Genomic DNA, 25,459 nt, shown 5'->3' on the forward strand with positions numbered 1-25,459 from the left:
CACGGCACGATGGGTGGGCAGCACGGGGTGGCTGCGCCCCCTACTTCTCCGGCGTTTCCGCAGGGCGCACCGGGGTCGGGATCGGCGGTGGCGGATAGGGCTCGGTCTCGCGCCGCAGGCTGGGATTGCTGGTGGCGCCGGGCACGTTGAGCCGGCGCTGCTGGGGCGTCCAGTAGGAGGGGCCCTGCATCAGGTTCTGGCTGTTCGGACGAACCGAATCACGGCGTTGAGGCATGTATGGGCTCGGCTTTGTCGTGACCTGGGCCGGGGCGGGGACGGCAGCTAAGACCGTTGCAGCCGCGAGAAGGCTCGCTCGAAACATCTTCATCGTTGAACGTCGCGCCTCCCTTGCACCCTTATGTAGGGCGGCGCGGGGCGATCCGCCATGCCTCGCGCGCTCATCGCGATCCTCTCCCTACCGGAATAGGGGTGAGGCGCGGGAATGGCGGAACCGGCAGATTTTGTCGTTGCTTGGCGCCGCCGGCGGCGTTGCTAAGGGCGGGCATTGTGTGGATAGTCCGGCCTTGCCCGCGTCGGGGCAGGGGTCGAGAAGACGGTGGAAGCGCGCTCATGACGGACCAGAATGCGTCGATTCTGGTGGTCGACGATGTCGCGGAAAACCGGGACCTCTTGATGCGGCGGCTGAAGCGGCTCGGCTTCAGCCATATCGACCAGGCCGCCAATGGCATCGAGGCGCTGGCCGCCATCGACCACAAGCCCTACGATCTCGTGCTGCTCGACATCATGATGCCGGAGCTGGACGGTTTCGGCGTGCTGGACCAGCTGCGCGCCGACGGCCGGATCAACGATCTGCCCGTCATCGTCGTCTCGGCGCTCAGCGAGATCGAGCCTGTCGTGCGCTGCATCGAGCTTGGCGCCGACGATTTCATCTTCAAGCCGTTCAACCCGACGCTGCTGCGCGCCCGCGTGCTTGCCACGCTGGAGAAGAAGGGGCTGCGCGACCGCACCCGCGATGAGCTCAAGCGCAAGCAGGCCGAGCTCACGGAAGCCCGCACGCTGCAGCTGGCGCTGGTGCCGCCGCCCTTCGCCGGTGTGTTCGGCGGGCGGGGTCTCACCATCGACGTGCTGCTGGAGCCGGCGAAGGAAGTGGGCGGCGATCTCGTCGATTTTTTCCCCGTCGGCGACACGAAGATGGTGGCGGTGATCGGCGACGTCTCCGACAAGGGGGCGGGCGCGGCGCTGATGATGGCGCGCACCCATTCCATGTTCCGCTCGCTCGGCACCCGTCCGGATGCGGCCGAACTCTTCGCCGATCCGGCGCGGGCGGCGGGGCTGGTGAACGACGCGCTGGCGCGCGGCAACGCGTCCTGCATGTTCGTGACGCTGCTGCTGGCGGTGCTCGACGTGCCCACCGGCACCCTCGCCTTTGTTCGCGCCGGCCATGTGCCGCCTTATCTACGGGCGGTCGATGGCACGGTGTCGCGGCTCACCGCCGCCGGCGGCCCGGCACTCGGCGTGGTGGAAGACTTCGTCTTCCGCGCCGCGTCCGTCTCCCTCGCTCCGGGTGAGCGCCTGCTGGTGGTGACGGACGGGCTGACCGAGGCGCATGACCATTCCGGCGCGCTCTATGGCGAGGAGCGGGTCGGCGATTTTCTGGCCGCGCTCGGCGAGGAGACGGCGCCGCTGCCGCGCCTCGCGGCAGGGGTGCGAGCCTTCGAGGCCGGGCTGCCGGCCTTTGACGACATGGCGGCGCTGCTGCTGACGCTGGACCCGCCCGGCGTGGCGTGACGATCAGGGGACATTGGGGAATGACGGAAGACGAGTGGGTGAGCGAGGCGACGCTGCTGCGCGCGACGCTGGAGAACATGTCGCAGGGCGTCGCCATGTATGACGGCCGGCATCGTCTCGTCACCTGGAACCAGCTGTTCCGCGACTATCTCGACATGCCGGAGGAGTTTCTCGGCACCGAGCACACCTTCTCCGACTATATCCGCTATCTCGGCGCCCGCGGCGAATTCGGCGATGTCGACATCGACACAGCGCTCGCCCAGCGTCTCGCCCAGCTTGAAAGGCCGCACCGCTTCGAGCGCACGCGGCCGGACGGGACCGTCCTCGAAGTGCGGCGCGACCCGGTGCCGGGCGGCGGCTTCATTGCCATCTACACCGACATCACCGAGCGCAAGCGCGCCGAGATGAAGCTGCGCGAGGATGAGGAGCAACTGCGCGCCATCGACGCCGCCGCGCCGATCGGCCTGCTCATCATGGATATGGCGGGCAAGGTCGTGCGCCATTCCAATGGCTGCTTCGGCCGGCTGATCGGGCGCGACGCCGGCACGCTCATCGGCTGCCCGCTGCGTGAGCTGTTCGCCGACCCTGCGCGCGGGCAGGAACTGGCGGACATCCTGGCCACGCCGTCGAGCGAACGTCGGGAGTTCAACCTGCCGCACACCGACAGCTCGACCATCTGCACCATGGTCTCGCATGAGCCGCTGGAGTTCCGCGGCGCGCCGGCGGTGATCGCCACCTTCGTCGACATCAGCGACCGGGTCCGCATGGAGCAGCAGCTGCGCGAGGCCAAGGAGGCGGCGGAATCGGCCAGCCGGGTGAAGTCGGCCTTCCTCGCCAATATGAGCCATGAGCTGCGCACGCCGCTCAACGCCATCATCGGCTACAGCGAAATCCTCTCCGAGGACGCGGCCGACGCCGGCGACAGCGCCATGGTCGCCGACCTCGACAAGATCCAGGCGGCGGGCAAGCATCTTCTGGGGCTGATCAACGACATTCTCGACCTCTCCAAGATCGAGGCGGGGCGCATGGATGTCTATCTGGAACAGGTGTTCCTGGCCCGCATGGTCGAGGAGGTGAAGACCATTGTCGGGCCGATGATGCAGAAGAACGGCAACAGCTTCGTCGTCGACTGCCCGGTGGAGATCGGCACGCTGCGCACCGACGTCACCAAGCTGAAGCAGAGCCTGATCAACCTGCTGAGCAACGCCGCGAAATTCACCAAGGACGGCACGGTGACGCTGCGCATCGCCCGCGAGACGCTGGCCGACGGTGCGGGCGCGGTGCGCTTCGACGTGAGCGACAGCGGCATCGGCATGAGCGAGGAGCAGATGGGCCGGCTGTTCCAGGCCTTCACCCAGGCGGATTCCTCCACCACCCGCAATTTCGGCGGTACCGGGCTGGGCCTGACCATCACCAAGCATTTCGCCGCCATGCTGGGCGGCACCATTTCGGTGGCGAGCGAGGCGGGCAAGGGTTCCACTTTCACCATCGAGCTGCCGGTGGAGGCGCGGGTGGCCGGCGCGCAGATGGAAGAGGACGATATCGTCGATCCCGGCGTGCCGTCCGAGCCCGGGGCGATCACCGTTCTGGTGGTGGATGACGACCCGGCGGTGCATGACGTGCTCACCGCCACGCTCGGCAAGGAAGGCTATGTGCTGCGCCACGCGCGCGACGGCGTCGAGGCGCTGAACATCATGCGCAAGGAACCGCCTGATATCGTCACGCTTGATGTGATGATGCCGAAGATCGACGGCTGGTCGGTGCTCGGAATCATGAAATCCGAGCCGGCGCTGGCGCATATCCCGGTGATCATGCTCACCATCGTCGACGACCGCAATCTCGGCTATTCGCTCGGCGCCTCGGAATACATGACCAAGCCGATCGACCGGCAGCGGCTGATCGCGCTGATCCACAAATTCGCCCCCGGCAATGAGGATGGCGTGGTGCTCGTCGTCGATGATGACGAGCAGGTGCGCGCCATCATGCGCTCGACCATCGAGGGCGTCGGCCTGCCGGTGGCCGAGGTGGCGAACGGAGAGCAGGCGCTGGAGTGGCTGGGCGCCCACCCGCTGCCCGCCCTGGTCCTTCTCGACCTGATGATGCCTGTCATGGACGGCTTCGCCTTTCTCACCCGGGTGAGGGCCGAGCCGGCCTATGCCGAGCTCCCCATCGTCGTGCTCACCGCCAAGGAACTGACCGAGGACGAGCGCGAGTTTCTCGCCTGCAACACGCTGCTGATCCTGAACAAGGGCGCGCAGCCGATCGGCTCGCTCGGCGCCGCGCTCGGCACGATCGCCAGCCACGGCCATTGAGAGGGCGCGATGACGAAGATTCTCCTCGTCGAGGACAATGAGATGAACCGCGACATGCTCTCGCGGCGCCTCGCCCGTAACGGCTTCGAGGTGGTGATCGCGGTCAACGGGCAGGAGGGCGTGGACCTCGCCCTTTCCGAAAAGCCGGCGCTGATCCTGATGGATATGAGCCTGCCGGTGCTGGATGGCTGGGAGGCGACGCGGCAGGTGAAGGCCAACCCGGAAACGGCCGCGATTCCCGTCATCGCACTCACCGCCCATGCCATGGCTTCGGACCGCGAGCAGGCGATGGCGGCGGGGTGCGACGATTTCGACACCAAGCCGGTGGAACTGCCGCGCTTGCTGGAGAAGATCAAGGCGCGGCTCGGTCTTCCGGGATGAAACGGGCGCCGCGCCGTCACCGTTCTGTCATGCGACGCTTTCATAACGGCCCGCGCCTTGCTCCCGTACCGCCTCCCGGCGGCGAGGAAACGGATCGTCGCGCGCGTTCAATAGTCAACCGGACGGCAAGGTAGGCCATGGCGACCATCGCGCTCATGTTCAGCGGGCTGGGCTTGTTCTTCATCGGGGTACGCGGCCTCTCCGCCAATCTGGTGCCGCTTGTCGGGCGACGGGCCCGCGCCGCCTTTGCCCGCGCGCTGCGCGGCAATGTCAGCGCCGCCCTCAGCGGCACGCTGGCGGGGATGATCACCCAGAGCTCCACCGCCGTGTCGTGGATCGTCGTTTCCTTCGTGCGCGGCGGTGTGCTGACCGATGGGCCGGCGCTGCTGGCGCCGAGCTGGGCCAATGTCGGCACGTCGCTGCTGCCACTGATCGTCGCCGTGGATACCTCGACCGCTGCCGGACTCGTCATCGGCGTCGTCGGCTTCATGACCTATTTCCGCCTGGCGCGCGGCGACCGCATGCGCAACGTGCTGGAAGCGGCGCTCGGTGCCGGGCTTCTGCTGTTCGGCATGCATCTGGTCTCCGTCGCCGTCGGCCCGATGCGCGAGGCGCTGCTGGGCCATCCCTGGTGGGAGCAGGCGGTGGAAAATCCCTGGCTGCTGGCGCTGATCGGCGCCGGCTTCTCGGTGGCGGCGCAGTCCTCCTCGGTGGCGGCGGCGCTGGCGGTGGCGGCGGTTGGCGGCGGCCTGCTGGATTTCGGCACGGCGCTGCCGCTGATCGCCGGGGCCAATGCGGCGGGGGTGATCAACAATGCCGTGCTGATACCCGGCGAGACGCGGCCCGGCCGGGTCGTGTTCGCGCTGCAGGTGGTGCAGAAGGGCGCCGGCTCGCTGCTGCTGGTGGCGCTCGCCCTCGTCCTCGCCTGGCGCCCTGATCTGGTCACCGCGCTGGTCGACCCGGGGCAGGGCGATGTCGGCGCGGCGCTGGCGCTGATCTTCCTGGCGGCACAGATCGGCGGCGCGCTGATTTCGGCCCTGGTGGAGGGGCCGACCCGCCGCATCGTGGCGCGGCTGCTGCCGATGAACGCGGTCGAGACGCTGTCCCAGCCCGCCTTCCTGCTGCGCGAGGCGCTGGGCGATACCGAGGCGGCGCTCGACCTGTCCATGCGCGAGGTGGCGCGCCTGAGTGGGCGGCTGCCGCAGATGATCGAGCATGTGCGCGAGGAGGGAGACCCCGGCGCACCCTCGGCCGCGGTGCTGCGCGCCGCCGGGGCGACCTTGACCGAAACCACCCGCGCCTATCTCGCCTCGCTGCTCGACGCCCCGCTGGCTCGTGACCAGGTGGCGGTGGCACTGCTGCTCGACGACGCCGCGAACAATGCCGGCGCCCTGCACGAGGCGCTTGCCGACTATGCCCAGGAGGCCGCCATTGTCCGCGCCGTGCCGACGGCGCAGCGGCTGAACGAAGCGCTGCACCTGCTGCTGAGCGCGGTGGCCGACCATGCCGACAGCCTGGGGGCGGAAGAGCCGGAACTGGTGCTGGCCCTGCTCGGCCATCGCGACCGGCTGATGGAGGATTTGCGCCAGCGCCTCTCCGCGCAGAGCGAACTGACCGCCGAGGAGCAGAACGCGCTGTTCCGCCTGACGGTGCTGTTCGAGCGCATCGTCTGGCTGGCGCGGCGGTTGGTGAACGGCCTGACGCAGGTGCAGCGCGCCCAGCACGCCGCGTGAACACGCTCGCCCCGAACGATTAGTCGGCCAGCGCGAAGGTGAGGCGCTTCACGTTGCGGTCCTTCTCGCGCGCATAGGCGAAGCTGTCGCACAAGGTGCGGACGAGATGCACGCCCAGCCCGCCAACGCGCCGCTCCGCCAGCGCGCCGTCGAGATCGGGCGCGGGAGCGGCGAAGGGGTCGAACGGGTCGCCATCGTCGCTGAAGACCAGGTGCAGCTTGTCGCCCACCCGCCGCACCTCGATGCCGATCTCGCCGGCCCGACCGTCGGGGTAGCCGTAATCGACGGCATTGTTGAAGAACTCGTCCACCGCCAGCTGCAGCCGGTAGGCCGGGGTCGTGGCAATGCCGGCCGCCTCCATGAAGGCCTCGATGCGCGAACTGAGCGCGTCGAGCTCGGCCAGATCGTTGGGCAGGCGCAGATCGAGCTCGTGGTCGGTCATCGCCCGCTCCGCCGGGTTTGCCGGGACTATCAGGTCATGGTTGCGAGGGCAGCCTCGCGGCTGGGATGGATCGGGATCAGCGAGGAGAAGCCGCTGACGTCGAACACCTCGTGCACCTGCGGGATGAGGCCGCACACCGCCAATGTGCCGCCGGCCCCGCGGACCAGCTTGGTCGCCTTGAGCACGACGCGCAGGCCGGCCGAGCTGATATAGGTGAGCTCGGCAAAATCGAGCAGGATGGTGCCCTCGCTGGGGGCGCCGGCGAGGAATTCCTCAAGCTTCGGCGAGGAACTGCTGTCGAGCCGTCCCTTGACGGCGGTGACGACGATGGTGCCCGCGACGATGCGGTCGATATGTATCAAGGCCTGGCTCCCGAACTCGGCTTTGCGAGGGAAATCTTGGCGAGGGAAATCTTGGCGAGGGAAATCTTGGCGACGGAGATATTGGCGGCTGAAGTCCTGGCGGCGGAATTTCGGTGACGCCGCCGCCGGGTAGCCGCGCTGCCGAGCGCCTGCCAGCCCACCCGCGCGAGGACGGCTAAGGATTATCGGCAAAGCCAAAGCCGCGCAAGCACAGGGCCCGGCGGGTGCCGCCGCCCCGCCGAAGCGCGCCTAGGCGGGTCAGTGCTCGAAGCGCAGGGTCAGCTTCTGGCGGGTGCCGTCCATGCCGACATTGAGCTTGTCGGCGCGCTTGCTCAGCATGTAGCCGACGAAGCGGGCCACCGCCTGCGCATCGCCCAGAAGATCCTCCGGCGAGGGCCGATGGGTGGGGATGGCGATCGGCTCGCCGTCATAGATCAGGGCGACGTCGAAATTCTCCTCGTCGAAATGCGCCCGCATCTCCAGCGTGCCGGGCGCGACGCCGGTATCCAGCAGCATTTCCACCCCCTCCGCCACCACGGGTATGGCGGCCGCGATCACGTCGCGGCGTGCGCCCCAGAGGTCGCCCTGATGTTCCAGGAACTCGGTGGCGACGGTGAAGGGGTTTTCCTCCGCCGTGACGGCGCGCGAGGCCTCCTGGCGGATGCCGATGCGGAAAATCAGGTTGAGCACAATGGCCACGGCGGTGGCGATGGAGAGCGGCGATTCGAGGATCGGCTGCGCCCAGTCCGGGGTGAGGCGCACGAGGTCCGGCAGGATCGCCACGGCGATGCCGGTGAGGATGGCGAGGCCGACGGTGAAGATGCGCCGGTCGCTGAGCCGACGGGACAGGATCAGCTCCATGCCCGCGACGGTGAGGAAGGCGGCGGCATAGATCAGGATTGCGCCGATGACCGGGGCTGGAATGATGGTGAGCACGCCGATGAGGCGCGGCGAGAAGGCGGCCAGTATGATTAGGATGCCGGAGACGGCGCCCACCCGCCACGCCGTGGTGCCGGTGGCGAAGGCGACGCCGACCGCCGCCGAGGACGAGGCGCTGGCAAAGCCGCCTGTCACGGCGGTGCCCATGTCGGCGAGCGTGTTGGCCTGGATCGCCCGTCCTGCCTGGTCGAGATCGGCGCGGCGCCAGTCGGCGTCGTCCATGCGCTGCATCGACACCACCGTTCCCACCATGTCGACGGCGGAGAGCACGCCGGTGATGATGGCGGCCGGGATAAGGGCCCAGGAGAAGAAGCTGATGCCCGGCCAGCCGAGGCGCGGCAGGTCGACATAGGGCAGGGTGGCGAAGCTCGGGCTCGGCTCCGGCGCAACGCCGACATAGGCCGCGAGACTCCAGCCGACGGCCGCGCCGATGGCCACCGCGAACAGCCGCAGCATGCCGCGTGAGAAAATCGCCAGCGCGATGATGATGACGAGCGTGACCGTGCTGACGAGAGCGTAGCGCATGTCGAGGTCGGGCGTGATCGCCCCCGAAATGCCGAAGGCCCGCCGCAGCGCCGGATCGGCCAGCGCCACGCCCAGCATGGTGACGGCGACACCGCAGACCTCCGGCGGGAACACCGCCCGCAGCGCGCCCATGAAGCGCGACAGCGTCAGTTGCGACACCGCCGCGATCAGGCTCATGCCGGCATAGAGCGCGGGCCCGCCGGCGGCGAGCGACTGCACCGCCAGCGGCATGTGCGCCATGTTGGGAATCTGCACCAGCAGCATTCCCGCCCCTCGCTTGGGCAGGCATTCCAACAGCGTGGCTAGCCCCATGAAGATGATGCAGCTGGTGATGAAGACCTGCGTGTCGTCGAAGGAAAGCCCGGCCTCCACCGCTGCCACCAGCGGATAGACGATGAACAGCAGGGCGAGCGTAGCATGCTGCACGCCGAGAATCAGCAGCGTGCTGAGCGGCGGCTTCTCGTCGGCCGAATAGAGAATGTTCGTCGGCTTGCGCGGCATGGGCGGGCCCTTGAGGGAGATGACGGAAGCCGACGTCGCTGCGCCCGTCTGGAACTGGAACGAGGCTTCCCGCCCTGGCGTGCCGATGGGCGGAGAATCTGTTTGAGCGACTATGGAATTTCGTCCGAAGCCGGGCAAGCTCGCCCATCTGCCAACTTTCGGCCATCGATGCGAGGCGCGCGAGGGTTTCGCCCGGTTTGACGGACGGACAATCCCGCACCATCCTTGTGGTCGAAAATGATATATTGTATCTTTTAAGTCGAATGCGGCGCCCCTGCACGGGAGATAGGCGAAGAGTGTCCGGGCGCCACCCATGTCGCGTTACACGGGACGGCCCCTGCGCGGGGGCGCCCGGCTCTCTTGACGACGGGGCGCGAGCGTTTACGGTCGCGGCCGATCAAGGTTCTCCGGGTCCCACGCCCGGAGCTAAGAGGGAATTCGGTGAGGCGCCCCGCGCCAAAGCCGAGGCTGCCCCCGCAACTGTAAGCGGCGAGCCCTCTGCCCATCGTCCACTGGCGCCACGGCTCAGGCCGTGCGTTGGGAAGGCCGGGCAGAGCCAGCGTCGACCCGCGAGCCAGGAGACCTGCCCTGATCGCGACCAATCTTTCGGGCGGGGTGCTCCGGAGGTTGCCGGCCGTGCAAGGGCTTGATGGGCCTTGCCGGTGCCGGTTTCCTTTGCGCGTCCCGTCTTCCTTATTCAGGAAGCGGTGACAATGCTCAACACGATCTCTCATCCTCTCCGTCGGCCGGCCCAGACCGTCGCGCTGGCGCTCGGTCTTCTCGCCGGCGCCGTCCTGGCGACCGATGCCTTTGCCGGCACGACCTATCCCCTGACGCTGGAGAATTGCGGCCACCCGGTGGTGATCGACCACGCGCCCAAGCGCGTCGTCAGCGTCGGCCAGGCGCAAACCGAGATTCTCTACGCCCTCGGCCTCGGCGACCGGGTGGTCGCCAGCGCGCTCTGGTTCGGCCCGGTCGCCACGCCCTATGAGGCGGTTAATGCCGGGGTGAAGCGGCTCGCCGACAATGATCCGAGCTTCGAGGCGGTGGTCGGGCAGGAGCCGGACCTGGTGGTCGCCATGTATGAGTGGCACATCGGCCCGAACGGCATCATCGGCAAGCGCGACCGTTTCGACGCGGTGAAGGTGCCGGTCTATGTCTCGCCCACCGATTGCGTCGGCAAGGACAATACCGGTGCAGGCGACGGCGTCCGCACGCAGATGTATTCCACCGCGCTGCTGTACCGGAACATCCTGGAATATGGCGCCATCTTCGACGTGTCGGAGCGCGCCGAGGCGCTGGTCGCCAGCCTGAAGGCGCGGGAGGAAGCCGCCGCCCGCACCGTCGCGACGCTGAAGGGCAAGGACGTGTCGATGGCGCTGTGGTTCTCCAGCAAGGACATCAAGGGCGACGCCTTCCTCGCCGGCAGCAACGGCGTGCCGGCCTATGTCATGGCCCAGCTCGGCGCCCGCAACATCATCACCACGGAAGAGGAATGGCCGCTGGTCGGCTGGGAGACCATCGCCGCCAACGACCCCGACGTGCTGGTGCTGGTGAAGATGGATCGCCGCCGCTTCCCCGCCGACGACATCGAGGCCAAGCTCAATTTCCTCAAGACCGACCCCGTGGCCAGCCAGCTTTCCGCCGTGAAGAACGGCCGCATCGTCATCGTCGATGTCGGCGCCACACGGCCGGGCATGGACACGGTGGACGGCATCGAGGCCATCGCCAAGGCGGTGCAGGGCTTCGGTCTGGTCAATTGAGCCATCTCGTCATCGGGCCGAACTGGCCGGCGCGGATCGCCCTCGCCGGCCTCTCGCTGGTCGCGCTGGTCTTCGCCATCACGCTGGCGGTGACGGTGGGGGAGATGCCGATCCCGCTTTCCGTCGCCTTCCGGGCGCTTGGCAACGGGCTGTTCGATCTCGGCTACCCGGTCAGCGCCATCCAGCAGGGCGTGATCTTCGAGTACCGGCTGAGCCGGGCCTTGATGGCGGCGCTTTGCGGGGGCGCGCTCGCGCTTTCCGGCGCGATCCTGCAGGCGCTGCTGCGCAACCCGCTGGCCGAGCCCTATATTCTGGGCGTCTCGGCCGGCGCTTCCACCGGCGCGGTCTGTGTGATGATCCTCGGCTTTGGCGGGGCGACGCTGGGCCTGTCCGGCGGGGCGTTTCTCGGCTCGGTGGCGGCCCTCGTCATGGTCGGGCTGCTCGCCGCCGGGGCGGGAGGGGCCAGCGACCGGGTGATCCTCGCCGGCGTCGCCGGCTCGCAGCTGTTCAACGCCGCGACCGCGACCATCGTCACGACAATGGCCAGCGCCGAGCAGGCGCGCGGGGTGATGTTCTGGCTGCTGGGCAATTTCGGCGGCGTGCGCTGGTCGGACCTCTGGGTGGCGGCGCCGGTGGCGCTGCTCGGCTTCCTCGTGTGCATGGTGCACGCCAAGGCGCTCGACGCCTTCGCCTTCGGCGCCGACGCGGCGGCCTCGCTCGGCATCCATGTGACGCGGGTGCGGCTGGTGCTGCTGGCCACCACAGCGCTGCTCACCGCCACCATGGTCGCCATCGTCGGCACGGTCGGTTTTGTCGGGCTGGTCATCCCCCATGCGGCGCGCTTTCTGGTGGGCCCCGGCCATGCCCGGCTGCTGCCGGCCTGCCTCATCATCGGCGCGGTGTTCATGATCCTCGCCGATGTGCTCTCGCGCATTCTGGTGCCGCAGCAGATCCTGCCGATCGGCATCGTCACCGCCTTGGTCGGCGCGCCGGCCTTCGCGCTCATCCTCTACCGCGCGAGGCGGCCCGCATGACACTTGCCACCCATGATGTGCGCTGGGGCGCCGGCGGAAAGCTCATCGTCGACGGCGTCAGCCTCAACGTCGAGCCGAACCGGGTGCTCGGGCTGATCGGCCCCAATGGCTCGGGCAAGTCCAGCCTGCTGCGCCTGCTCTGCCGCCTGCGCAAGGTAGCGAGCGGGGTGGTGACGCTCGACGGGCAGGATATCGCCGGCGTTGGCCGCCGCGACCTCGCCCGGCGCCTCGCCTTTGTCGAGCAGCAGGCGACCACCGAGATCGCGCTCACGGTCTGCGACGTGGTGCGGCTCGGGCGCACGCCGCACCGCGCCGCTTTCGCCTCCTGGAGCGCGGAGGACGAGCGGGCGGTCGATGCGGCCCTGGAACGGGTGGGGCTCTCGGAGCGGCACGACCAGCCCTGGCACACGCTGTCGGGTGGCGAGCGCCAGCGCGTCCACATCGCCCGGGCGCTGGCGCAGGCGCCGCGCGAGCTCATTCTCGACGAGCCGACCAACCATCTCGACATCCAGCACCAGCTCTCCATCCTCGGCCTGGTCCGCCGCCTCGGCGTGACCTGCATCGTGGCGCTGCACGACCTGAACCTCGCCTCGCTGTTCTGCGACCGCATCGGCGTGCTGTCCGCCGGCCGGCTGGTGGCGGCCGGCCTGCCCGAGGAGGTGCTCACCCCGGCTCTCATCAGCGAGGTGTTCGGAGTGGAGGTGACGATCCGCCTCGGCGCCAATGGCCATCGCCATATCGACTACCTCGTCGATCACGAGCCGGGAGAGCGCCCGTGACGATGCCGGCCGTAAGGAGCGTCCCATGAGCCAGGCTGACCCTCAGGCCGCCGTCACCGCCTATTGGAGCGCCCGCGCGCCGCTGTTCGACGGTGTCGCCTCGCATGTCGCGCAGCGCGATCTGTGGCGCACGGTGCTGGAGGCCGCCTTCGAGGCCGACGGTCCGCGCAACGTGGTCGATCTCGGCAGCGGCACCGGCGCCTGCGCCCTCATCGCCGCCGGGCTTGGCCATCGGGTGCGGGGTTACGACGCCTCGCCCGGCATGGTCGCTGCGGCCCATGCCGCGGCAAAGGCGGCGGGGGTCGAGGCGTCGTTCGAGACGGCGCTGATCGGCGATATCCCGGCCGAGGATTCCAGCGCCGATATCGTCACCCTTCGCAATGTTCTCTGGACGCTCGAACAGCCGATGCAAGCGCTGCAGACCGCCCACCGGCTGCTGCGCCCCGGCGGGCGGCTCGTCGTGTCCGATGCCCTGTGGTCGGTCGCCCCGCACTATCGCTCGACCTACGCCCCCGAGCTGGTCGCCCGCCTGCCGCTGCATGACGGGATCACCGAGCCGGCGATGCGTCTCATGCTGGAGGCGGCGGGATTTTCCACCGTCCGCGCCTGGCAGCAGCTCTTCCCCGCCTCGCCCTATCCCGGGGATGTCCCGCTCTTCGTGCTGAGCGCCGGCAGAGGCTGAACCCGGAGCGCTGCCGGCACCGACGGTCGGTGATGTTGCCGCTGGTGCTAGTGGTTGCGCTTTTCCAGGCGGGTGAGGAACTGTCCCACGCGCAGGCCATGCCCGAGGGATGGAGCAGCAGATGCACGCGCGGCGGCTTGGCCGCTTCTTCCGCCGAGGCTGGCCGGTCCTCGAACACCCGCCGCATCAGCGCGACATCCAGCACGTCATAGGCCCGCGGGGATTTCTCGATCCGCTCCAGTTCCGCACCGATCCAGTCGCGGCGCCGGTCGGCCCAGGCGAACCAGTCCGGCTGACCCGGGACGATGCGGGTTTCCTGCGTGATCGCGGGCGGCACCCGGCCGGCATGCGCCGGGCCAGAGACCGAATAATGCCGTTGCGGTGAAACTGATCGCGCGGGATGGCCAGGCAGAATTCGACCAGAGCCCGGTCCGCCGCCGGATCTCGGATCTCGAAATCACCGCGCTGGTTCAAGAAACTGGACGTCGCATGGCGCAGCCGCATTTCCTCAAGGTCGGCGATGTGGTGGCCCAGATCCGCCGATCCGGTGCGGACAGGGGGCGATACGCCAGGGCTTCGGCGTCCGGCGTATCGGGGACCTCCCGGAACTTCAGCAGCAGGCTGGGCTGGGACGCCGCATAAAGGCAGCCATCCACCATCGCATAATAAAGGGACCTCTGGCCCATCGCATCCGCAGCCAGGTGCCCTCGCGCCCGTCATGGCGGGCCAGGGCGAAATCGCCGTTCAGGTGGGCCAGAAAATCCCGGCCGAGCCAGTGATCCGTCCGTGGCTGGCCGGATGGTCAGGACGCGCTGGGATGCCCGCCGGGAGGCAAGCCCTGCGGGCGCCACCATCGCCAGCCTGGCATTGCCGGCATCGAAAATCGCTAGTCCCGATACCTGCCGAAGCAGGTCCGCCCGCAGCGGGATGGGCGGTTGTGCCGATACGGCGACGATGGGTACGGGTGGGTCAGCACCCACCAGCAGAACGACGTCGGACGCTCAAGACGCCCGCACCCTCAGGATTGGGGTGAAAAGTCACCATCAAAATTAAAGCCAGAAACGCCCGTGGTCAGTTCATCAATGACGACGACCTTCAGCTGCGGCGGCAACCAGCCGGAACGGGACCGATCGTCCTGGGCGGCAGCGTCCTCGGTCCGCTCGCAATCATCACGCATGGCTCTTTTTCCGTGATAAATCTGAAGCAACGGCTGGACGGCTACGCAGAGCGCGACAAGATCCCGCGCGTCAAACCCGTGCTGCCGCCGCCGACGCCGGAAGCCGCCGCGCATCGGCCAGCGCAATGGCGGAGTGGGCTCGTGGGCGTGCTCCCTCTGTGCAGGCCCACACAAGGCCAACGCATTCGCGAGGAGGGGTGGCTCTGGCCGACCCTGACTGGGACAGTGAGCGGAGGCTGGCGGCGAAATTAGCCAGCCATGCCAGAATTATGATGAGCTTTGCTACGCTGAGCCGACCCGGAAACGGGGGGTGGCTCCCTGAGCAGGACTCGAACCTGCGACCATTCGATTAACAGTCGAACGCTCTACCAACTGAGCTATCAGGGACCGGGGACGCCGTGGCGTCTCGGAGGCCGGCGATATAGCAATGCGGGACAGGTTTGTGAACCCCTCATCCCGCACCATGTGGATATCCTCAGGCGCTGAGGCGTTCCTGCTGCCCGGCGAACTGCAGCTGGTGGAAGGTGAAGTAGCGCCCGCGCTTGGCCACAAGCTCTTCGTGGCGGCCACTTTCGACCACGCGGCCCTTCTCGATGACGCAGATCTTGTCGGCGTTGATGACCGTCTGCAGGCGGTGGGCGATGACCAGCGTGGTGCGGTTGGCCTGCAGCGAATGCAGCGCCTTCTGCACCTCGGCCTCCGATTCGCTATCGAGGGCGGCGGTCGCCTCGTCCAGCAGGAGAATCGGCGCATCCTTCAGGAAGGCGCGGGCAATGGCGATGCGCTGGCGCTGGCCGCCGGAGAGCTGGGTGCCACGCTCGCCGACGCGGCTGTCATAGTCGCCCTCGAAGCCCATGATGAAGTCATGCGCGTGGGCCGACTTGGCGGCGGCGATGATCTGTTCCTCGGTCGCCCCCGGACGGCCGGCGGCGATGTTCTCGCGTACCGTGCCGGTGAACAGGAACACGTCCTGGCTGACGAAGCCGATGGCCTGGCGCAGCGAGCGGCGCGTGACCGAGTCGATCCGCTGGCCGTCAATGGCGATGACGCCCGAATCGACTTCGTAGAAACGCTCCAGCAGGTTCATCACCGTGCTCTTGCCGCCGCCCGAGGGGCCGACCAGCGCCGTGGTCTGGCCGGGCTCGGCGAAGAAGCTGAGGCCGCGCAGCACCGGTTCGCTCTCGCGATAGCTGAACACGACGTCCTCGAAGGCGATTGCGCCGCCGGTGACGACGAGTTCCGGCGTCTCCGGCGCATCCGCCTCGGTTGCCGGCCGGTCGAGAAGCTCGAACAGCATGCGCGCGCCCATAAGGTGGGTGGTCAGGTCGATGTTCAGGCGGGCGAGGCGCTTGGCCGGCTCGTAGCAGAGCAGCAGGGCGGTGATGACCGAGAAGAACTCGCCCGGCGTGCGGCCGCCATGCAGAACGCCCCAGCCGGCATACATGACCACAAGGCCGATGGCGACGCCGCCCAGCGCTTCCATCAGCGGGCCGGACTGCGACTGCGCCCGCATCATGCGGTTCGAGGCCTTCTCCATCCGGTCGATGCGCTCGAAGATCTTGGCCCGCTGGCTGTCCTCCAGGGTGAACGACTTGATCGTGCGAATGCCCTGAAACGCATCGATCGATTCGGTCATGATCTGGATCGCGCTGTGGAACTCGCGGCTGAAGATCTTCTGCACCTTGCGGATCAGCGAGCGCACGCCTCCCACCGCGATCGGCATCACGATGAAGCCGATCAACGCCATGAACGGGTCCTGGATGATCATCACCAGGGTGAGGCCGATGACCGAGAGCAGGTCGCGCCCGAGGCTGGTGATGATGAGGTTCAGAACGTTGCGCGCGGCCTGCGCGCCCGTGCTGAAGCGCATCATGATCTCGGCGGTGTGGCTGCCCGAGAAATAGGTGACGTCCTGCAGCAGCAGCCGGTCGAGAACGCGCTTCTGGTTGTCGGCGACGATGCGGTTGCCGACCTTGGCCAGCGTGACCGCCTGGCCATAGGCGGCAAAGCCCTTGGTGACGGAAAGCGCGACCACTGCCCCGGACAGGATCCAGATCGCCGAAGTGTTCTGCTCGACGAAGATGCGGTTGATGACCGTGCCCATGAGATAAGCGAGGCCCGAGGTCGTCCCGGCCATGAAGGCCATGAAGACGAAGGACAGCGCGTAGCCCTTCCAGTGGCGGCGCCCGTCCTGGAGAAACAGCCGCCCGACCGTATTGCGGGTCTCGGGGCTGATCATGTTGGCGAGCGCGTTGGCCATCTTGGGAGGCAACATCAGCGAAAATCCTTTGCACGGGCCCGGCCGGATCGGGCGTCGCCCCTTCACTCCGCGTTCGCAGACGCCGGAGGACGGGATCATCAACGACGATCACGGGAGGTTGTCAAACCCGTGACGGCTTGCGCGCCGGCATCCAGAAAGGCGGTGACGACACCCGCCGCCGACACTTTTTCAAGGTCGGCGGCGGGTGCGTGAACTGGAGGCCACGCCCGGAATCGAACCGGGGTGCACGGATTTGCAGTCCGCTGCGTAACCACTCCGCCACGTGGCCCGACCGAGACTGCCGCAAGGCGCCTCATGGGCCGGGCCGGCTCATAACAGAGGTAGAGGCGATGAGCAACGCGCCCGGCATGAGAAGGTGGGGACGGCGTGGTGCCGGGTGAGGCCGGGCCGGGGCATCGGGCACTTTGCGGCGCGTCGTCCGCAGCGGCGGCGTTTACCTGCCGGTGCCCGGCCCGGCCGCGAGGCGCGGGCGGCCATGCGGCATTCTATCGCGACGAGGGCGCGGCGGCGGCCCGGTCCGCCGGTAGGGTGGGCTGGAACGCCGGCCGGTGATCGCGGGGCGGCACTGGCGACACGCCAGGCTGGAAATCTTCAAGAACGCCCGTCGAGAACGCTTGCAATGGAGCTGCCGCTGCCGCAATTCTGGCGCCGTTCGCTCGCGCTGCCTGTGTGTGCGCTCTCCGCGCGGCCCGCGCGCGGCCTTTGCCGTTTGCTTTCGAGGTTGTCGCCGAATGATCGATTTCGCCGAACTGCGCCGTGCCATGGTGGACGCCCAGGTGCGCGCCAACGACGTCACCGACCTGCGCATCGTGGCCGCCATGCTGGAGACGCCGCGCGAGCGCTTCGTGCCCGCCAGCCTGCGCAACTTCGCCTATATCGACGACGACGTGCTGGTGAAGGAAGGGGCGCCGGCGCGCTACCTGATGGAGCCGATGGTGCTCGCCAAGCTGCTGCAGGCAGCCGAGATCGGCCCCGACGCGCTGGTGCTCGATGTCGGCGCGGCGAGCGGCTATTCCACCGCCGTGCTGGCCAAGCTGGCCGGGCAGGTGGTGGCGCTCGAGGAAGATGCCGCGCTGGCGGCGCAGGGCTCGGCCCTGCTGCTCGATCTGGGCCTTCTCAACGCCGCCTATGTGCAGGGTCCGATGACCGCCGGCTGGCCGGGCGAGGCGCCCTATGACGTGATCCTGCTCAATGGCGGGATCGACGCGGCCCCCGAATCGCTGCTGGCGCAGCTGAAGCCCGGCGGGCGGCTGGTCGCCGTGGTCGGGCGCGGGCGCGCCGGCCGGGCGACGGTGTTCACCCACACGACGGGCGGCATGGGCTCGCGGGTGGTCTTCGACGCCGCCGTGCCGACGCTGCCGGGCTTCGAGGCGCGGCCGGGCTTTGTTTTCTAGAGGTTTCTGTCGCCCCTGTGGCTGATCTGCCGCGTGTCCGACTAAATCGTCCCCCGGACCAAACCGAACGGTTCACAGCCCCTCTTCGAGCACCTATCTTGCGTTCGCGTCATACAGAGAGTGAGAGAGTCGCCCGGGGGCAGGCGATTCCCATCAGATTAGCGTTCGCAGAGGTTGGACATGTGGGTGTCGACTACCGGGGGTAAGGTCGTCGCGTGGGCGGCGGTCGCTTTTTTTGTCGGCATCGCGGTGCCGGCGAAAGCCCAGACCCTCGATCAGGCGCTTTCGGCCGCCTATCGCAACAATCCCACATTGAATTCGCAGCGCGCTGCCACCCGCGCTACGGACGAGTATGTGCCGATCGCGCTGGCGGGCTATCGCCCGCAGGTGTTCGGCAGTGCCTATGTCGGCGCCCAATGGGCGGAGACCCGGCTCGATTCGGGCTATGCCGCGCTGCAAGGGTCAAGTTCGCTCACCGTCGCCAAGACCTACCCGACCGGTGTCGGCATCACCATCAGCCAGACCATCTATAATGGCCTGCGGACCGCAAACTCGGTGCGCAGCGCCGAATCGCAGGTGCGCGGCCAGCGCGAATTGCTGCGCAACACCGAGCAGCTGGTGCTGCTCGATGCCGCTACCGCCTATATGAACGTGCTGCAGAACGCGGCGCTGGTGGAACTGCAGAAGCAGAACCTCGAAGCCCTGCGGGAAGAGCTGCGCGCGGCGCGGGACCGCTTCTCGGTCGGCGAGATCACCCGCACCGACGTCGCCCAGGCGGAAGCCTCGGTCGCCAACGCCCAGAGCGAGCTGGCGCTTGCCGAATCGAACCTCAATACCGCCAATGCGGTGTTCTACCAGGTGATCGGCCTGCGCCCGACCAAGCTGAGCCCGGGCCGCCCGATCGATCGCCTGCTGCCGAAGAGCGAGAAGCTCGCCGTCGATTCCGGTCTGACCCGGCATCCGGCGGTGAAATCGGCCGAGTTCGCCGTCGACGCCGGCCTGTCCAATGTGAAGGTGGCCGAGGCGGCTCTGTCGCCGACGCTGACCCTGAACGGCTCGGCCTCCTCGGACTACAATAGCAGCCTGTCCGTGAGCCGGCAGACCGCCGCCTCGGCGACGCTGAACCTGTCCGTGCCGATCTACCAGGGCGGCAGCGAGTACGCGACCATCCGCCAGGCCAAGGAAACGCTCGGCCAGCTGCGGATCGAGGTCGACGTGAACCGCGAGCAGGTGCGGGCCAATGTCGTCCAGTATTGGGGCGCTCTCGAAGCGGCGAAGGCCGCCATCGAATCGGCGCAGGCCGCCGTTGCGGCGAACGAGATCGCCCTGCGCGGCGTGCGCGAGGAATGGCGTGTCGGCCAGCGCACCACGCTTGACGTGCTGAACGCGCAGACCGCGCTGTTCAACGCCCGCGCCAGCCTCGTCATCGCCCAGCGTGACCGGGTGGTCGCCTCCTATGCGGTGCTTTCCGCCAGTGGCCATCTGAGCGCTGTCACGCTGGGGCTCAAGGTCCCGGTGTACAACCCGCAGATCCATTACGAGCAGGTGCGTGACGCCTGGATCGGCGTGCGCACGCCCGGCGGGCAGTAAGTCTCGGCCCGCCCGCCCGCACGCCGCCGAGAGGTGGGGAGCTTGCGCCAGCGGGGAGGGGAGGCCGGCCTCGAACGGTAATGAGGTCGGCGTTAACCTTAGCTGTCGAACGTTGTTGGTCCGATTGGGTTACATCTTGGCGTTCCGCCGTGGGCGGTTCACACTTTACGAAGTGTTAACGGGTTGAGTCGTGCGCCTCGGCCGGGCGCCGTCAACCCTGGGATCGGAAAACAGCGCATGCCGGTGAATGCGAGAGGCAGTGAGCCGTCGATGGAGGAAATCCTGGCCTCCATCCGTCGCATCATTTCCGACGAGGTCGCCGCCGATCCGGCGGCGGGGCGCAGCGATGCGCCGCGACCCGCGCGCGATACACGCGAGGCACCGGCCCGTCAGGCCGCCGCGCCGGCCCGTGAACCGGCGCCGCGCCCTGCCGCGCCGCCGCGGCCTGCGGCAAGCACGGAGTCATCCGAGGCACTGTCCTATGCGCCGCCGCCCTACCGCGAGCGGGTCGAGGCTCCGGTTGACTATGCCCCGCGCGGGCGCGCTCCGGCGGCCGATCCGTTCACGCCACGTCCGGTGACGGTTTCCGCTGCCGCGCTCTCCGCTCCCGCCTTTGCACCGGCGGCGATGGCCTCCCGCGCGCCGTCCGCCGCTGTCTATTCCGGCGGTTCCGCCGCACGGGCGCTTGAGGCGCCGCTGCCGGCCCGGCCGGCGAGCGAGAGCCGGGCGCCCGAAGCGCGCCGCGTCGAGCCGCGGCTGTTTCCCGACTCCCGGCCGCTGCCCGACCTGCGGCCGCTGGCGGAGGCACGGCCACGACCGGAGCCCCGGCTTGTCGAGCCGCGCAGCGCCGCACCGGCCTTCACGCCCGACATGCGCGCGCCGGCAGCCAGCGCTCCTTCGCGCCCGTCCCTGGGCTCCTCACTGAATACGCCGCCGGTCGGGGCCGGCATGGCCGCCCTGCCGCCGGTGCGTCCTTCTTTCGCCCGCCCCTCGGTTGTACGGCCGCCGGCGCCGCTCGACAGCGAACTCGACAAGCCTCTGGCGGCGGCGCTGCTCGACCTCGCGCTGGTGGAGCAGGCCGTCCAGGCCGAAATGGCGAATGTGGCGATGAACGAGCCGGTCGCCTCGGCGCAGCCGGCGGACGAGTCCCCCCGAGGCGCGGCCGTGGAGCCGACCCGCGCGGCCGTCGTCAAGACTGTTGCCACGCCCGAGCCGGCGGCGGTGGAGCCGGCGCTGGCCGAGCCCGCCAAGGCCGCCGCCCTGGCCACCGTCCCGGCAAGCGCGGCGCCGGTCGCGTCGCCCGCGCCGGAGGCCGTGGTGCAGCCGGTTGCCGAGCCCGCCGAGATACCGGCGCCGCCCGCGCGGTCCGCCCTTGCCGATCCGGCCCGCGAGGGCGCTGCCCTTGCGGCGCCGGCGAAGGAGGAGGCCACCCCGGCGTCGCCGCCCGTCGCGCCCCGCCCGGATTTCCGCTCGCCCGAGCCGCGCCCTTCCGACGTGCGCCTCGCCGAGCCGCGCGGACATGAGGCAAATCTGGCGGACGCGCGTCTTTCGGAAGCGCGACTCGCGGAATCCCGCCTCTCGGAGTCCCGGCTGGTCGCCAGCAACCGTCCAAGTGCCGCCCCGGAAGCCGCCGAGCCGGCGCGCGAGCGCCTGGTGTCGGCGCCGGCCAGCAGCGCCGTGTCGGCCGCCTTCGGCTCGCTGCAGCGCTCGGTCGGCAGCGCCGCGCCCCGTTCGGTCGACGATCTCGTCACCGAGGCGCTGAAGCCCATGCTCAAGGCCTGGCTCGACGAGAATCTGCCGGCCATGGTCGAGCGGCTGGTGCGGGCGGAAATCGAGCGCGTCGCCCGCCACGGGCAATAGGCGACGCCGGCATCAGCCCGGACAAAGCAGCCCTGATCCCGCGCTTTAGCGGCAGGTTGGCGTCTGACGAGTTGACTTGAGGCATCCGCTCCGCTTTGTCTCGCACCCAATCCATTCAGGTGCCGGAGCCAAAATGCTCGACAACAGGTTCGATCCCGCCGCCGTCGAAGACCGCATCTACCAGAGCTGGGTGGAGGCGGGTGCCTTCAAGGCCGGGCGTCCGGAGCGGGCAGGGGCCGAGCCCTATTGCATCGTCATCCCGCCGCCCAACGTCACCGGCTCGCTCCATATGGGGCACGCGCTCAACAACACGCTGCAGGACATTCTCTGCCGCTTCGAGCGCATGCGCGGCAAGGACGTGCTCTGGCAGGTCGGCACCGACCATGCCGGCATCGCCACCCAGATGGTGGTGGAGCGCCAGCTCGCCGAGCGCCAGCTTCCCGGCCGCCGCGACATGGGTCGCGCCGCCTTTGTCGAGCGCATCTGGGCGTGGAAGGAAGAATCCGGCGGTACGATCATCAACCAGCTGAAGAAGCTGGGCGCTTCCTGCGACTGGTCGCGCGAGCGCTTCACCATGGATGAGGGCCTGTCCCGCGCCGTCCTCAAGGTGTTCGTCCAGCTCTACAAGGAAGGGCTGATCTACAAGGACAAAAGGCTGGTCAACTGGGACCCGAAGTTCCAGTCCGCCATTTCCGATCTCGAAGTGCTGCAGGTCGAGGTGAAGGGCCATCTCTGGCACCTGCGCTACCCCTTGGCCGACGGGGTGACCTATGAGCACCCGATCGCCTTCGACGAGAACGGCCAGCCCTTCGAGTTCGAGACACGCGACTATATCGTCGTCGCCACCACCCGCCCTGAGACCATGCTCGGCGACACGGCGGTGGCGGTGCACCCGGATGACCCGCGCTATCAGGGCCTCGTCGCCGCCGGGGCCAAGGTGCGGCTGCCGCTGGTCGGCCGGCTGATCCCGATCGTGCCGGACGAGTATTCCGACCCGACCAAGGGCACCGGCGCGGTGAAGATCACCCCGGCGCACGACTTCAACGATTTCGAGGTCGGCCGCCGGCATGACCTGCCGATGATCAACGTGCTCGATGCCGAGGCGCGGATCACGCTGGCCGGCAATGAGGACTTTCTCGCCGGTGCACAGCCCGGCGTCGGGCTCGACACCGCGCTGGCGCTCGACGGCCTCTCGCGCGAGGCGGCGCGCAAGGCAATCGTGGCGCTCATGGAAGAGGGGGGCGTGCTCGACCGGATCGAGCCGCACACCCACATGGTGCCGCATGGCGACCGTTCGAACGTGGTCATCGAGCCCTGGCTGACCGACCAGTGGTATGTCGACGCCCACACCCTCGCCCAGCCGGCGCTGGCCGCCGTGCGCGAGGGGCGGACGAACTTCGTGCCGAAGAACTGGGAAAAGACCTATTTCGAGTGGCTGGAGAACATCCAGCCCTGGTGCGTCTCGCGCCAGCTCTGGTGGGGCCACCAGATTCCGGCCTGGTATGGGCCGGACGGGTCGATCTTCGTCGAGGAGACGGAAGAGGCGGCGGTTGCCGCCGCGCTCGCCCATTGCGTGCAGAACGGCATCATCACCGATTCCGAGGCGCTGGAGCTTGCCGCCGACCCGGAAAAGCGGGCGGCGTTGATCACCCGCGACGAGGACGTGCTCGACACCTGGTTCTCCTCCGCGCTGTGGCCGTTCTCGACGCTCGGCTGGCCGGACGACACAGCGGAAGTGGCGCGCTTCTACCCGACCACGGTGCTGATCACCGGCTTCGACATCATCTTCTTCTGGGTCGCCCGAATGATGATGATGGGCCTGCACTTCATGCCCGACGTGCCGTTCCGCGACGTTTACATCCACGCCCTCGTCCGCGACGAGAAGGGCGCCAAGATGTCGAAGTCCAAGGGCAACGTCATCGACCCGCTCGACCTCGTCTCGAAATACGGCGCCGATGCGCTGCGCTTCACACTTGCCGCGATGGCGGCGCAGGGGCGCGACATCAAGCTCGCCCCGGCCCGTGTCGAGGGCTACCGCAACTTCTCCACCAAGCTGTGGAACGCCGCCCGCTTCGCCGAGATGAATGGCTGCGGGCGCGATCCCGCCTTCGTGCCGCGCAACGCCGAATCCCGGCTCAACCGCTGGATTCTCTCGGAGACGCAGAAGGCCGGCACCGAGATCACCCAGGCGCTGGAAGCCTACAAGTTCAACGAGGCGGCCGGCGCGGCCTATCGCTTCGTGTGGAACATCTTCTGCGACTGGTATCTCGAACTCGCCAAGCCTGTTTTCAACGGCAATGGCGGCTGGAAGGACGAGACGCGGGCGACCACCGCCTTCGTCCTCGACGAAATCCTCAAGATGCTGCACCCCTTCATGCCCTTCCTCACCGAGGAGCTGTGGGCACGGACCGCTGAGACCGGCGCGCCGCGCGCCAGCCTGCTGGCGCTGGCGCAATGGCCTGCGCTGGAAGGGCTGGAGGCACCGGACGCCGAGGCCGAGATCGGCTGGCTGCTCGACCTCATCACCGAAATCCGCTCGGTCCGCGCCGAGATGAACGTGCCGGCCGGCGCGCAGCTTCCCCTCGTCCTGGTGGGCGTGGCGGACGAGGTGCGCGAGCGCGTGGTGGTGTGGCTGGACACGCTGACGCGGCTGGCCCGCCTGTCCTCGATTTCCTTCGAGACGGAGGCCCCGGTGGGCTCGGTGCAGATCGTGGTGCGCGGCGAGACGGCGGCGCTGCCGCTGGCCGGAATCATCGACATGGAGGCCGAAGGCGCGCGCCTCGCCAAGGAGCTTGCCAAGGCGAAGGACGACATCGCCAAGGTCGATGCCAAGCTCGGCAATGCCGACTTCATCAAACGTGCACCCGAGGAAGTTATCGAGGAGCAGCGCGAGCGCCGCGAGTCGGCGTCCGAACGCGCCGCCAAGATCGGCGAGGCACTGGCCCGGCTCGGCCGCGCCGGCTGAGGCGGGCGGCGCGACCGGCAGGCGACGGCATAGGGCAGGGCGGGCAGGGAAACGGCATGGCGTTCATCGAATCGTTCCATCCGGGCGATTTCCTCTCGACGATCATCAGCCTGCTGGTCGCCTTCGCCATGGGCACGCTGATCGGCGCCGAGCGGCAATACCGCCAGCGCACGGCCGGCCTGCGCACCAATGTGCTGGTGGCGATCGGCGCCTGCCAGTTCGTCGACATGGCGATGCACCTGGCCGGCCCCGAGGGGGCGGTGCGGGTGGTGGCCTATGTCGTCTCCGGCATCGGCTTTCTCGGCGCCGGCGTCATCATGAAGGAAGGCACCAATATTCGCGGCCTGAACACGGCGGCGACGCTGTGGTGCTCGGCCGCCGTTGGGGCCTGCGCCGGGGCGGACCTGATCGCCCAGTCGGTGCTGCTCACCGGCTTCGTGCTGGCCGGCAACACATTGCTGCGCCCGCTGGTGGGCGCGCTGGAGCGCCTTCCGCGCGACGAGGAATCGACCGAGGCGACCTATGGCGTCAGCGTCATCACCGGGGCGACGGTGGCGGCGGAACTGCGCAGCAAGGTTTCCACCCTGCTGGAAGCCGCGAAGTTCCCGATCGACGAGGTCGAGATCCAGGACCGCCCTGACGGCACGGCGGAGCTGCGCGCCACGCTGGTCAACACCTCCGTGCGGGTGGCCGAGCTCAATGCCGCCGTGGCGCGGCTGCGCCACCTGCCGGGCGTGACCTCGGCCGACTGGACCCGCTCGGCCGCCGATTGAGGCCGGGGGTCGCTATCAAGGGGCGGGCGGAGAATCGGGCGTGGCCGCCTGCGCCGCCACCAGCCGGGCTTCCATGCGGTCGAGCTCGGCGCGCAGCCGCTCGATGACGTCGGCAGCCTCCGACAGCTCGTCCTCGACCTTGTCGCGGCGGAACTGGTCCAGATCCGCCGCCATCGCCCGCAGGCGCTCCACGATATTGCCGTTCGGCACGTTACTC

The 25,459-nt window shown here is 68.6% G+C and carries 21 protein-coding genes, 2 tRNA genes and 1 riboswitch; of the genes, 14 read left to right on the plus strand and 9 right to left on the minus strand.

Annotated elements, in window-relative coordinates; all coding sequences use genetic code 11:
* Positions 1 to 40: 40 nt before the first annotated feature.
* Positions 41 to 235, minus strand: coding sequence for a hypothetical protein (locus tag J2S76_RS00395; RefSeq protein ID WP_244517570.1), 195 nt, complete (start codon positions 233 to 235; stop codon positions 41 to 43).
* Positions 236 to 570: 335 nt separating this feature from the next.
* Between J2S76_RS00395 and J2S76_RS00400 the strand changes: the two genes are divergently transcribed.
* The 4 genes from J2S76_RS00400 to J2S76_RS00415 all read left to right on the plus strand — a co-directional run bounded on the left by J2S76_RS00400 (position 571) and on the right by J2S76_RS00415 (position 6,175).
* A complete protein-coding gene (locus tag J2S76_RS00400; protein WP_307056472.1) occupies positions 571 to 1,749 on the plus strand; it encodes a PP2C family protein-serine/threonine phosphatase in 1,179 nt (392 codons plus the stop codon).
* Positions 1,750 to 1,769: 20 nt separating this feature from the next.
* Positions 1,770 to 4,061: a response regulator gene (locus tag J2S76_RS00405; RefSeq protein ID WP_307056475.1), complete on the plus strand. Its 2,292-nt coding sequence runs from the start codon at positions 1,770 to 1,772 to the stop codon at positions 4,059 to 4,061.
* A 9-nt stretch (positions 4,062 to 4,070) separates the two neighbouring features.
* On the plus strand, positions 4,071 to 4,442 hold the full coding sequence (locus J2S76_RS00410; protein ID WP_307056477.1) for a response regulator: 372 nt from the start codon (positions 4,071 to 4,073) through the stop codon (positions 4,440 to 4,442).
* A gap of 137 nt (positions 4,443 to 4,579) precedes the next feature.
* A complete protein-coding gene (locus J2S76_RS00415; protein WP_307056479.1) occupies positions 4,580 to 6,175 on the plus strand; it encodes a Na/Pi cotransporter family protein in 1,596 nt (531 codons plus the stop codon).
* Positions 6,176 to 6,194: 19 nt separating this feature from the next.
* On the opposite strand, the gene J2S76_RS00420 is transcribed toward J2S76_RS00415, so the two are convergent.
* The 3 genes from J2S76_RS00420 to J2S76_RS00430 all read right to left on the minus strand — a co-directional run bounded on the left by J2S76_RS00420 (position 6,195) and on the right by J2S76_RS00430 (position 8,944).
* On the minus strand, positions 6,195 to 6,617 hold the full coding sequence (locus tag J2S76_RS00420; protein WP_307056481.1) for an ATP-binding protein: 423 nt from the start codon (positions 6,615 to 6,617) through the stop codon (positions 6,195 to 6,197).
* 29 nt (positions 6,618 to 6,646) lie between these two features.
* A complete protein-coding gene (locus J2S76_RS00425; RefSeq protein ID WP_307056483.1) occupies positions 6,647 to 6,979 on the minus strand; it encodes an STAS domain-containing protein in 333 nt (110 codons plus the stop codon).
* 258 nt (positions 6,980 to 7,237) lie between these two features.
* Entirely contained in the window at positions 7,238 to 8,944 is a 1,707-nt protein-coding gene (locus tag J2S76_RS00430; protein WP_307056485.1) for a uracil-xanthine permease family protein, read from the minus strand.
* A gap of 383 nt (positions 8,945 to 9,327) precedes the next feature.
* A riboswitch (cobalamin riboswitch) is annotated at positions 9,328 to 9,549 on the plus strand.
* Between the two features lie 108 nt (positions 9,550 to 9,657).
* Between J2S76_RS00430 and J2S76_RS00435 the strand changes: the two genes are divergently transcribed.
* The 5 genes from J2S76_RS00435 (at position 9,658) to J2S76_RS00455 (ending at position 13,844) form a co-directional block, all read left to right on the plus strand.
* A complete protein-coding gene (locus J2S76_RS00435; protein WP_307056487.1) occupies positions 9,658 to 10,707 on the plus strand; it encodes an ABC transporter substrate-binding protein in 1,050 nt (349 codons plus the stop codon).
* Positions 10,704 to 11,741 carry a FecCD family ABC transporter permease gene (locus J2S76_RS00440; RefSeq protein WP_307056490.1) on the plus strand — a complete coding sequence of 346 codons (1,038 nt, stop codon included), beginning with the start codon at positions 10,704 to 10,706 and terminating at the stop codon, positions 11,739 to 11,741. The genes J2S76_RS00435 and J2S76_RS00440 overlap by 4 nt, the downstream gene beginning before the upstream one ends.
* Entirely contained in the window at positions 11,738 to 12,520 is a 783-nt protein-coding gene (locus tag J2S76_RS00445) for an ABC transporter ATP-binding protein (protein WP_307056492.1), read from the plus strand. Before J2S76_RS00440 ends, J2S76_RS00445 begins: the two co-directional genes overlap by 4 nt.
* A gap of 25 nt (positions 12,521 to 12,545) precedes the next feature.
* Positions 12,546 to 13,202: a class I SAM-dependent methyltransferase gene (locus J2S76_RS00450; RefSeq protein WP_307056494.1), complete on the plus strand. Its 657-nt coding sequence runs from the start codon at positions 12,546 to 12,548 to the stop codon at positions 13,200 to 13,202.
* 381 nt (positions 13,203 to 13,583) lie between these two features.
* On the plus strand, positions 13,584 to 13,844 hold the full coding sequence (locus J2S76_RS00455; protein ID WP_307056496.1) for a hypothetical protein: 261 nt from the start codon (positions 13,584 to 13,586) through the stop codon (positions 13,842 to 13,844).
* Positions 13,845 to 14,220: 376 nt separating this feature from the next.
* On the opposite strand, the gene J2S76_RS00460 is transcribed toward J2S76_RS00455, so the two are convergent.
* From J2S76_RS00460 to J2S76_RS00475, 4 genes are all read right to left on the minus strand, one after another.
* Entirely contained in the window at positions 14,221 to 14,379 is a 159-nt protein-coding gene (locus J2S76_RS00460) for a hypothetical protein (RefSeq protein ID WP_307056498.1), read from the minus strand.
* 311 nt (positions 14,380 to 14,690) lie between these two features.
* A tRNA-Asn gene (locus tag J2S76_RS00465) sits at positions 14,691 to 14,766 on the minus strand.
* Between the two features lie 88 nt (positions 14,767 to 14,854).
* Positions 14,855 to 16,654, minus strand: a complete 1,800-nt coding sequence (locus tag J2S76_RS00470) for an ABC transporter ATP-binding protein (RefSeq protein WP_307056500.1) — start codon at positions 16,652 to 16,654, stop codon at positions 14,855 to 14,857.
* A 200-nt stretch (positions 16,655 to 16,854) separates the two neighbouring features.
* Positions 16,855 to 16,928, minus strand: a tRNA-Cys gene (locus J2S76_RS00475).
* Between the two features lie 463 nt (positions 16,929 to 17,391).
* Here J2S76_RS00475 and J2S76_RS00480 point away from each other — a divergent pair.
* The 5 genes from J2S76_RS00480 (at position 17,392) to J2S76_RS00500 (ending at position 25,242) form a co-directional block, all read left to right on the plus strand.
* Positions 17,392 to 18,054, plus strand: coding sequence for a protein-L-isoaspartate O-methyltransferase family protein (locus J2S76_RS00480; protein WP_307056502.1), 663 nt, complete (start codon positions 17,392 to 17,394; stop codon positions 18,052 to 18,054).
* 180 nt (positions 18,055 to 18,234) lie between these two features.
* On the plus strand, positions 18,235 to 19,644 hold the full coding sequence (locus J2S76_RS00485) for a TolC family outer membrane protein (RefSeq protein WP_307056503.1): 1,410 nt from the start codon (positions 18,235 to 18,237) through the stop codon (positions 19,642 to 19,644).
* Positions 19,645 to 19,881: 237 nt separating this feature from the next.
* Positions 19,882 to 21,504, plus strand: a complete 1,623-nt coding sequence (locus tag J2S76_RS00490; RefSeq protein WP_307056505.1) for a DUF2497 domain-containing protein — start codon at positions 19,882 to 19,884, stop codon at positions 21,502 to 21,504.
* 133 nt (positions 21,505 to 21,637) lie between these two features.
* Positions 21,638 to 24,469, plus strand: coding sequence for a valine--tRNA ligase (locus J2S76_RS00495; RefSeq protein ID WP_307056507.1), 2,832 nt, complete (start codon positions 21,638 to 21,640; stop codon positions 24,467 to 24,469).
* A 56-nt stretch (positions 24,470 to 24,525) separates the two neighbouring features.
* A complete protein-coding gene (locus J2S76_RS00500) occupies positions 24,526 to 25,242 on the plus strand; it encodes an MgtC/SapB family protein (RefSeq protein WP_307056510.1) in 717 nt (238 codons plus the stop codon).
* Positions 25,243 to 25,257: 15 nt separating this feature from the next.
* Here the strand turns inward: J2S76_RS00500 and J2S76_RS00505 are convergent, their stop codons facing one another.
* Positions 25,258 to 25,452, minus strand: a complete 195-nt coding sequence (locus J2S76_RS00505; protein ID WP_307056511.1) for a hypothetical protein — start codon at positions 25,450 to 25,452, stop codon at positions 25,258 to 25,260.
* Between the last annotated feature and the right edge of the window lie 7 nt (positions 25,453 to 25,459).

Origin of the sequence: Ancylobacter vacuolatus (genome assembly GCF_030813595.1) — a bacterium.
Lineage (GTDB): Bacteria > Pseudomonadota > Alphaproteobacteria > Rhizobiales > Xanthobacteraceae > Ancylobacter > Ancylobacter vacuolatus.

Excerpts from the sequence above, each read along its gene's own strand:
- J2S76_RS00470 (WP_307056500.1), bottom strand. The coding sequence starts at position 16,654 with ATGTTGCCTCCCAAGATGGCCAACGCGCTCGCCAACATGATCAGCCCC.
- J2S76_RS00445 (WP_307056492.1), top strand. The coding sequence starts at position 11,738 with ATGACACTTGCCACCCATGATGTGCGCTGGGGCGCCGGCGGAAAGCTC.
- J2S76_RS00420 (WP_307056481.1), bottom strand. The coding sequence starts at position 6,617 with ATGACCGACCACGAGCTCGATCTGCGCCTGCCCAACGATCTGGCCGAG.
- J2S76_RS00435 (WP_307056487.1), top strand. The coding sequence starts at position 9,658 with ATGCTCAACACGATCTCTCATCCTCTCCGTCGGCCGGCCCAGACCGTC.
- J2S76_RS00400 (WP_307056472.1), top strand. The coding sequence starts at position 571 with ATGACGGACCAGAATGCGTCGATTCTGGTGGTCGACGATGTCGCGGAA.
- J2S76_RS00395 (WP_244517570.1), bottom strand. The coding sequence starts at position 235 with ATGCCTCAACGCCGTGATTCGGTTCGTCCGAACAGCCAGAACCTGATG.
- J2S76_RS00460 (WP_307056498.1), bottom strand. The coding sequence starts at position 14,379 with ATGCGTGATGATTGCGAGCGGACCGAGGACGCTGCCGCCCAGGACGAT.
- J2S76_RS00490 (WP_307056505.1), top strand. The coding sequence starts at position 19,882 with ATGCCGGTGAATGCGAGAGGCAGTGAGCCGTCGATGGAGGAAATCCTG.
- J2S76_RS00495 (WP_307056507.1), top strand. The coding sequence starts at position 21,638 with ATGCTCGACAACAGGTTCGATCCCGCCGCCGTCGAAGACCGCATCTAC.
- J2S76_RS00415 (WP_307056479.1), top strand. The coding sequence starts at position 4,580 with ATGGCGACCATCGCGCTCATGTTCAGCGGGCTGGGCTTGTTCTTCATC.
- J2S76_RS00450 (WP_307056494.1), top strand. The coding sequence starts at position 12,546 with ATGAGCCAGGCTGACCCTCAGGCCGCCGTCACCGCCTATTGGAGCGCC.
- J2S76_RS00480 (WP_307056502.1), top strand. The coding sequence starts at position 17,392 with ATGATCGATTTCGCCGAACTGCGCCGTGCCATGGTGGACGCCCAGGTG.
- J2S76_RS00405 (WP_307056475.1), top strand. The coding sequence starts at position 1,770 with ATGACGGAAGACGAGTGGGTGAGCGAGGCGACGCTGCTGCGCGCGACG.
- J2S76_RS00500 (WP_307056510.1), top strand. The coding sequence starts at position 24,526 with ATGGCGTTCATCGAATCGTTCCATCCGGGCGATTTCCTCTCGACGATC.
- J2S76_RS00410 (WP_307056477.1), top strand. The coding sequence starts at position 4,071 with ATGACGAAGATTCTCCTCGTCGAGGACAATGAGATGAACCGCGACATG.
- J2S76_RS00485 (WP_307056503.1), top strand. The coding sequence starts at position 18,235 with ATGTGGGTGTCGACTACCGGGGGTAAGGTCGTCGCGTGGGCGGCGGTC.
- J2S76_RS00430 (WP_307056485.1), bottom strand. The coding sequence starts at position 8,944 with ATGCCGCGCAAGCCGACGAACATTCTCTATTCGGCCGACGAGAAGCCG.